The organism is Allostella sp. (genome assembly GCF_041913585.1).
In the GTDB taxonomy this organism is placed as follows: Bacteria; Pseudomonadota; Alphaproteobacteria; order ATCC43930; family Allostellaceae; genus Allostella.
In genome coordinates this window covers 1,699-9,516 of record NZ_JAYSFE010000155.1, presented here as the reverse complement: position 1 = coordinate 9,516, position 7,818 = coordinate 1,699, and the positions used below count along the sequence as shown (strand labels likewise).

The window sequence follows — 7,818 nt, the reverse complement described above, 5'->3', positions numbered from 1 at the left end:
GGAGGCGGCCCAGCAGGAATGGGACAAGATGAAGGCGGCGCATGCGCCGGTGCTCGGCCGCCTCACCTCGCAGATCGTCCGCGTCGATCTCGGCGGCGAGCGCGGCGTCTTCTTCCGCATCCAGGCCGGCCCCTACGGCGATGCGGACGCCGCCCGGCGCGCCTGCGCCGCCCTCAAGGAGCGGAATGTCAGCTGCCTCGTCGTCCGTCCCTGAGGTCCTGTCGCCGGCGCCGGTCCCGGCGCGCTCCGGCCGGCCGCCGCCCGATGCGCCCCGTGCCGTCGTCTTCGGTTGTGCCGGTCCGGAGCTTTCGGCGGCCGAGCGCGACTTCTTCGCGGCGGCGCAGCCGCTGGGATTCATCCTCTTTCGCCGCAACGTCGAGACGCCGGAGCAGGTCGCCCGGCTGACCGGCGACCTCCGGCGCGCGGTCGGACGGCCGCACGCCCCGGTGCTGGTCGACCAGGAGGGCGGCCGGGTCGCCCGCCTCCGGCCGCCGCACTGGCCGGAGTTCCCGGCGGCCCGGCGCTTCGGCGAGGTCTGGGAGCGCGATCCCGAGCGCGCGGTCGAGGCGGTGCGCGCCAACGGCCGCCTGCTGGCGGAGACGCTGCGGCCGCTCGGCATCACCGTCGACTGCATGCCGGTCCTCGACGTGCCGGTGCCGGGCAGCCACGACGTGATCGGCGATCGCGCCTACTCCGCCAACCCGATCGCCGTCGCCCAGCTCGGCCTCGCCGCCGCCGAGGGCCTGCTCGAAGGCGGGGTGCTGCCGGTCGTCAAGCACATGCCGGGCCACGGCCGGGCCGCCGCCGACAGCCACCTCGAGCTGCCGACCGTTGCCGCCTCCGAGGCCGAACTGACGGCCCACGATTTCGCGCCGTTCCGGGCGCTCCGCTACATGCCGCTCGGGATGACGGCGCATGTCCGCTACCTGGCGCTCGACGCGGCCCGGCCGGCGACCCTGTCCCCGGTGGTGCTGGGCGAGTTCGTCCGCGACCGCATCGGCTTCGCCGGCCTGCTCTTCAGCGACGATCTCTCGATGGCGGCGCTGGGCGGGCCGATCGCGGAGCGCGCGGCGGCCGCCGTGGCGGCGGGTTGCGACGTCGCGCTGCACTGCAACGGCGACCTCGGCGAGATGGCGCTGGTCGCCGAGGCGGTGCCGGCGATGGGGCGTCACGCGCTCCGGCGCTGGCAGATCGCCGAGGACGTGCGGCGGCGCAGCCGTCGCGCCGCCGACGACCCGTCGCGCCTGGCGGCGTGGCGCGATCTCATGCTCGTCTCCGGATGACCCGGCGGCGCATCGGCTTTCGGCGGTAGGGGCCCTTGGACGATCTGCTCTTCACCATTTCGGTCTGGACCCTGCCGGTCCTGATCGCGGTCACGTTTCACGAGGCGGCCCACGGCTTCGTCGCCCGGCTGCGCGGCGACGACACCGCCTGGATGCTCGGCCGGGTGACCTTCAACCCGCTGAAGCACATCGATCCCTTCGGCACCATCCTGCTGCCGGCCATCCTGCTGATCGGCTCCGGCGGCCGCTTCATGTTCGGCTTCGCCAAGCCCGTGCCGGTCGATTTCGGACGGCTCTACAACCCGCGGGTGGACATGATCTGGGTGGCGCTGGCGGGGCCCGGCATCAACATCGCGCTCGCGCTCGCCGCCGCGATCCTCGCCCATGCGGTGCCGCTGCTGCCGGGCTTCATGGGCGAGTGGGCGCTCTTCAACCTCTTCAACGCGGTCCAGATCAACGTCGTGCTCGCGGTGTTCAACATGCTGCCGCTGCCACCGCTCGACGGCGGCCGGGTCGCCGTCGGCATCCTGCCGCGCAGCCTCGCCTATCCGCTGGCGCGCGTCGAACCCTACGGCCTCTTCGTGCTGATCGGCCTCCTCTTCCTCCTGCCGATGCTGGGCAACCAGATCGGCGTCGATCTCGACGTCCTGCGCTGGGTGATCGTCGGCCCCAGCCAGTACGTGACCGAGTGGATCCTGGAGGCGACCGGGTTCGATCCGCTGGCGATCCTGTCCGGCATCCGCTGAGGAGCCCGGCCCTGGCCGCGCCCGACCGCTTCGAGGAGGACCGCCCGGCGACCGCCGCCGAGGGCGCGCTCGTCGTCGACCTCGACGGGTTCGAGGGGCCGATCGACGTGCTGCTCGCGCTCGCCCGCGACCAGAAGGTCGACCTGACGCGGATCTCGATCCTGGCGCTGGCCGACCAGTATCTCGCCTTCGTCGGCCAGGCCAAGGCGCTGCGCCTGGAACTCGCGGCCGAGTACCTGGTGATGGCGGCGTGGCTCGCCTATCTCAAGTCGCGCCTGCTGCTGCCGGAGCCGCAGGCCGACGACGAGCCCTCCGGCCAGGACCTGGCGGCCGCGCTCGCCTTCCAGCTCCAGCGGCTGGAGGCGATGCAGACCGCCGGCCAGACGCTCTTCGCGCGCGCGCTCCTCGGCCGCGACGTCTTCCCGCGCGGAGCGCCGGAAGGGGTGCGCAACGTCACCCGCGGCGTCTACGAACTGTCGCTGTTCGATCTCCTCAAGGCCTATGCCGACCATCGCCGCCGCCAGGACGGGGCGGTGCTGCACATCGACCGGCTGGAACTCCTGTCGATGGACGACGCGCTGCAGCGCCTGTCGCGCCTGGTCGGCCGCACGCCCGGGTGGAGCACGCTGGCGAGCTACCTGCCGGAGGACCTGCGGCCCGGCATGGTCACCCGCGCGGCGCTCGCCGCCATGTTCGCCGCCAGCCTGGAATTGGCGCGGGAAGGGCGGATCGTGCTACGCCAGGATCAGATGTTCGGCCCGATATTCGTTCGCAACAACCCCCAGGCGCCGCCGGCGCCCGACGCGGAGTCGGCTCCGGCATGACCGGGATCGACCCCCATCTCCGGCTGGCCGAGGCGCTGCTCTTCGCCGCCGCCGAGCCGCTCGACGCCGAAACCATCGCCCAGCGACTGCCCGAGGGCACGGACGTCGCGGCGCTGATGGAGCGGCTCGCGGCCGACTATGCCCCGCGCGGCGTGCAGGTGGTGCGGGTCGCCGGCCGCTGGGCGCTGCGCACCGCGCCCGACCTCGCCGGCGCGCTGCGGCTGGAACGGACCGTCGCCCGCAAGCCGACCCGGGCCGCGATCGAGACGCTGGCGATCATCGCCTATCACCAGCCCGTCACCCGCGCCGAGATCGAGGAGATCCGCGGCGTCGCCCTCAGCCGCGGCACGCTGGAGATCCTGATGGAGGCCGGCTGGATCAAGCCCAAGGGGCGCCGCCAGACGCCGGGCCGTCCGGCCACCTGGGTCACGACCGAGGCGTTTCTCGCCCATTTCGGCCTCGACCAGCTCTCCGACCTGCCGGGGATCGACGAACTGAAGGCCGCGGGCCTGCTCGACCAGCGGCCGGTGCTCAACCCGCTGCCCTCCGAGGCGGACGCCGCCGCCGCGGACGCGGAGGACGAGGACGCGGAAGACGAGGACCCGGACCGGGACGACGGGGCGGACGAGCCGGCGGCCGCGGGAGAGCGCGTTTGACCCCCCTTCCGGCCCTGGGCGCCGTCCACTCCGCCGACCCGAAGGCCGCCGGGCTGGCGCTGGAAGGCATCGGGCACGCCTATGACGGGGTCGACGCGGTGTGCGACGTCAGCCTCGCCGTCGGCCAGGGCGAGGTCGTGTGTCTGCTCGGCCCCTCCGGCTGCGGCAAGACGACGGTGCTCCGGGTCGCGGCCGGCCTCGAGCGGCTGCAGCGCGGCCGGGTGGCGATCGCCGGCCGCACCGTCGCCGGCGACGGCGTCGACACCCCGCCCGAGGCGCGCGGCGTCGGTCTGGTGTTCCAGGACTATGCCCTCTTCCCGCACCTGTCGGTGGCCGACAACGTCGCCTTCGGGCTGCGCGCGCTGCCCGCCCCGGAACGCCGGCAGCGGGCGCTCGACGTACTGCGGCGGGTGGGGCTCGCGAGCCTGGCCGAAGCCTATCCGCACACGCTCTCGGGCGGCCAGCAGCAGCGGGTGGCGCTCGCCCGGGCGCTCGCCCCGCAGCCGCGGGTGATGCTGCTCGACGAGCCCTTCTCCGGCCTCGACACGCGGCTGCGCGACCGCGTGCGCGACGAGGCCCTGCATCTCCTGAAGGACAGCGGGTCGGCGACGCTCCTCGTCACCCACGATCCCGAGGAGGCGATGTTCATGGCCGACCGCATCGCCGTCATGCGGGCCGGGCGGATCGAGCAGCTGGGCGCGCCCGCCGACCTCTACTGTCAGCCGGCCAGCGCCTTCGTCGCCGCCTTCTTCGGCGACGTCAACCGGCTCGACGGCGTCGTCCGCGCCGGGCGGGTCGAGACGCCGCTGGGCCCGGTCGCCGCCGGCCCGCACCTCGACGGGGCACCGGTCGAGGTGCTGATCCGCCCGGAGGCGATCCGCCTCTCCGACCCGGCCGACTCGGCGCCGGTCGCCCGCGTCCGGGTGATCGCCGCCCGGATGCTGGGCCGCACCTCGCTGGTCCATCTCTCGATCGAGGGCGGCGGTGCCATCCATCTCCATGCCCGCGTTCCGGGCCGTTTCCTGCCGCCGGAGGGCGCGGTCCTCGCCGTCGCCGCCGATCCGGCCCAGACCTTCGTCTTCGCGCGAGAAGCGGCGGTTTGAAGCGCCCGGCGATCGTTGCGGCAGCAGGGCCTTTCTGCCAGTATCCGGCTCCGTTTTTCCGGCCCGTCCACAACCGCAAGCGCCCTCCCGCATGCCGAGCGCCCTCGAAATCGTCCTGGTGGTCCTGGTCGCGGCGCTGTTCTTCGGCGCCTCGCGGCTTGCCGGGCCGATGCGGGACGCCGGGCGCCAGGCCGGGCGTCTCCGGCGCTGGGCGGCGGCGCCCTCCGGGACCGCGGCAGCGGCGCCGGCCGGCCCGGCTGCGCTGCCACGCCCGCCGGCCGCGGGATGATCGGCCCCGGCGGGGCCAGGGCCGGGTAGGCGCATGTTCGACATCGGCTGGTCCGAACTGGCGGTGATCGCGGTGGTGGCGCTGGTCGTCATCGGGCCGAAGGATCTGCCCAAGGTGCTGCGCACCGTCGGCCAGTGGGTGGCCCGCGCCCGCGCCGTCGCCCGCGACTTCCAGACCAGCGTCGACGAGATGGCGCGCGAGGCCGACCTGCAGGACGTCAAGAAGCACATCGACGACCTGCGGAACACCAACGTGTCGGCCCTGATCGAGAAGCATGTCGACCCCAAGGGCGACCTGCGCGAGGCCTTCGAGCCGCCGAAGGAACTGAGCCACGACCCGTTCGCGGCGGACCCCGCGCCGGCGCCGGGGGACAACGCCATCCGCCAGCCCGTCGACTATGTTCCGCCGGCCGAGGCGCCGTCGGTCCCGGCCGACACGCCGCCGGCCGCCGTGCCCGACGTGCCGCCGCCCGCCACCGGGCCGGAACCGCCGGCCGACGTCCCGGCGCCCCGGCCGCCTGCGGCGACCGCCTAGGCCCCGAGCGATGCGCGACGAGGATATCGACGACAAGAAGATGCCGCTGCTCGACCACCTGGTCGAGCTGCGCAACCGCCTGATGTGGTCGGTCGGCGCCATCCTGGTCGCCTTCGTGCTCTGCTACTACTTCTCGGCCGACATCTACGGCTTCCTCACCCGCCCGCTCGCCGACGCGCTCGGCGACCGCGAGGGCCGGCGGATGATCTTCACCGACCTGACCGAAGCCTTCTTCACCTACATCAAGGTCGCCTTCTGGGCGGCGGCGCTGCTCGCCTTCCCGATCATCGCCAGCCAGATCTGGATGTTCGTCGCGCCGGGCCTCTACCGGCACGAGCGCAAGGCGTTCCTGCCCTTCCTGGTGGCGACGCCGATCCTGTTCTTCCTCGGCGGCGCGCTCGTCTACTACTTCATCTTCCCGCTCGCCTGGCGCTTCTTTCTCAGCTTCGAGACGCCGGGCGTCGGCGGCGACCTGCCGATCCAGCTCGAGGCCAAGGTCAACGAGTACCTGTCGCTCGTCATGACCATGATCTTCGCCTTCGGCCTCGCCTTCCAGCTGCCGGTGCTGCTGACGCTGCTCGCCCGCGTCGGCATCGTCAGCGCGGCGATGCTGGCCAAGGGACGGCGCTACGCGATCGTCGGCATCTTCATCTTCGCCGCCATCGTCACCCCGCCCGACGTCATCAGCCAGGTCGGCCTCGCGATCCCGATGATCGCGCTCTACGAGATCTCGATCGTCGCCGCCAAGCTGGCCGAGCGGGCCCGCCGCAAGCGCGAGGAGGAGGACGAGGCCGAAGCCGCCGCCGAGGCCGCGGCGGAGCAGGCGGCGGCCGACGTCGCCGCCGAGCCGCCGACCGTGCCGCCGACCGTGCCGGGCGGCGGACGTTCCTGATCCGATCCACCGTTCCAGCCACTCCCAGCCAAGCCCCAACCCCAGCGAAGCCAGCGCATGCACGACATCCGAGCCATCCGCGAGCAACCCGACCTCTTCGACCGCGGCCTCGCCCGCCGCGGGCTGGAGGCGCGCGCGCAGTCGATCCTGGCCCTGGATGCCGAGCGGCGATCGATGCAGACCCGGCTGCAGGAGCTGCAGCAGCGGCGCAACGACGCCTCCAGGGCGATCGGGCAGGCCAAGTCGCGCGGCGAGGACGCCGGCGCGGCGATCGCCGAGGTCGCCCGCCTGAAGGAGGAGTTCCCCCGCATCGAGGCGCGCGAGGCGGAGCTGGCGGCCGAGCTCGACCGGCTTCTGGCGGAGCTGCCGAACCTGCCCGCCGACGACGTGCCGGACGGGACCTCGGAGGCCGACAACCGCGAGCTGCGGCGGTCGGGGCAGCGCCCCGCCTTCAATCACGCGGCGCGCGAGCATTTCGACATCGGCGAAGGCCTCGGCCTGATGGACTTCCAGGCGGCCGCCCGCCTGTCCGGTGCCCGCTTCGTGGTCCTGCGCGGACAACTGGCGCGCCTGGAGCGGGCGCTGGCGGCCTTCATGCTCGACATCCACACCGGCGAGTTCGGCTATACCGAGGTCCAGCCGCCGCTCCTGGTGCGCGACGAGGCGGTGTTCGGTACCGGCCAGCTGCCGAAGTTCGGCGACGACCTGTTCCGCACCACGACGGGCCTGTGGCTGATCCCGACGGCCGAGGTCCCGCTGACCAACCTCGCCGCCGACCAGATCCTCGACCTGGCCGACCTGCCGCTGCGCCTGACCGCCTACACGCCCTGCTTCCGCTCCGAGGCGGGGGCGGCCGGCCGTGACACCCGCGGGATGCTGCGCCAGCACCAGTTCGGCAAGGTCGAGCTCGTCTCGATCACCGCCGACGACCAGTCCGACGCCGAGCACGAGCGGATGACGAAGGCGGCGGAGACCGTGCTGCAGCGGCTCGGCCTGCACTACCGGGTGATGGCGCTCTGCACGGGCGACATGGGCTTCTCGGCGCGCCGGACCTACGACCTCGAGGTGTGGCTGCCGGGGCAGGGGACGTTCCGCGAGATCTCGAGCTGCTCCACCTGCGGCGACTTCCAGGCCCGCCGCATGAAGGGGCGCTACCGGGTGCCGGGCGAGAAGGGGACACGCTTCGTGCATACGCTGAACGGGTCGGGCCTCGCGACCGGCCGGGCGCTGATCGCGATCCTGGAGAACTACCAGCGCGAGGACGGGCTGGTGACGGTGCCCGACGCGCTCCGCCCCTATCTCGGCGGGGCGGAGGTCATCGGCCGCACGGGAGCCCCGGCATGACCGCCATCGACCTCTCCCAGGCGCGCATCCTCGTCACCAACGACGACGGCATCCACGCCCCCGGGATCAAGGTGCTGGAGAAGGTGGCGCGGTCGCTGTCGCGCGACGTCTGGACGGTCGCGCCGGAGGAGGAGCATTCGGGCGCCG

At 73.3% G+C, this 7,818-nt stretch carries 11 protein-coding genes; all 11 read left to right on the top strand.

What is annotated here, in order from left to right; all coding sequences use genetic code 11:
• The coding region (locus ACE3Q3_RS21130; RefSeq protein WP_374449277.1) for an SPOR domain-containing protein at positions 1-214 on the top strand (214 nt) is incomplete at its 5' end.
• Complete coding sequence (nagZ, locus tag ACE3Q3_RS21125; RefSeq protein WP_374449275.1) at positions 186-1,283, top strand: beta-N-acetylhexosaminidase; 1,098 nt, start codon at positions 186-188, stop codon at positions 1,281-1,283. The genes ACE3Q3_RS21130 and nagZ, both read left to right, overlap by 29 nt.
• 35 nt (positions 1,284-1,318) lie before the next feature.
• Positions 1,319-2,029 (top strand): site-2 protease family protein, encoded by a 711-nt coding sequence (locus ACE3Q3_RS21120; protein WP_374449272.1) that lies wholly within the window; start codon positions 1,319-1,321, stop codon positions 2,027-2,029.
• Between the two features lie 11 nt (positions 2,030-2,040).
• Positions 2,041-2,853 carry a ScpA family protein gene (locus ACE3Q3_RS21115; RefSeq protein ID WP_374449283.1) on the top strand — a complete coding sequence of 271 codons (813 nt, stop codon included), beginning with the start codon at positions 2,041-2,043 and terminating at the stop codon, positions 2,851-2,853.
• Positions 2,850-3,509, top strand: a complete 660-nt coding sequence (gene scpB / locus ACE3Q3_RS21110) for an SMC-Scp complex subunit ScpB (protein WP_374449271.1) — start codon at positions 2,850-2,852, stop codon at positions 3,507-3,509. Before ACE3Q3_RS21115 ends, scpB begins: the two co-directional genes overlap by 4 nt.
• Positions 3,506-4,612 carry an ABC transporter ATP-binding protein gene (locus ACE3Q3_RS21105; protein WP_374449269.1) on the top strand — a complete coding sequence of 369 codons (1,107 nt, stop codon included), beginning with the start codon at positions 3,506-3,508 and terminating at the stop codon, positions 4,610-4,612. Before scpB ends, ACE3Q3_RS21105 begins: the two co-directional genes overlap by 4 nt.
• 91 nt (positions 4,613-4,703) lie before the next feature.
• Positions 4,704-4,901, top strand: coding sequence for a twin-arginine translocase TatA/TatE family subunit (locus tag ACE3Q3_RS21100; protein ID WP_374449267.1), 198 nt, complete (start codon positions 4,704-4,706; stop codon positions 4,899-4,901).
• A 33-nt stretch (positions 4,902-4,934) separates the two neighbouring features.
• Positions 4,935-5,435 carry a Sec-independent protein translocase protein TatB gene (gene tatB / locus ACE3Q3_RS21095; RefSeq protein WP_374449265.1) on the top strand — a complete coding sequence of 167 codons (501 nt, stop codon included), beginning with the start codon at positions 4,935-4,937 and terminating at the stop codon, positions 5,433-5,435.
• Between the two features lie 10 nt (positions 5,436-5,445).
• Positions 5,446-6,327, top strand: a complete 882-nt coding sequence (tatC, locus tag ACE3Q3_RS21090) for a twin-arginine translocase subunit TatC (protein WP_374449264.1) — start codon at positions 5,446-5,448, stop codon at positions 6,325-6,327.
• A 57-nt stretch (positions 6,328-6,384) separates the two neighbouring features.
• Positions 6,385-7,671 (top strand): serine--tRNA ligase, encoded by a 1,287-nt coding sequence (serS, locus tag ACE3Q3_RS21085; protein ID WP_374449262.1) that lies wholly within the window; start codon positions 6,385-6,387, stop codon positions 7,669-7,671.
• Positions 7,668-7,818 (top strand): 5'/3'-nucleotidase SurE (locus ACE3Q3_RS21080; RefSeq protein WP_374449281.1); only part of this gene is annotated, 151 nt, incomplete at its 3' end. The genes serS and ACE3Q3_RS21080, both read left to right, overlap by 4 nt.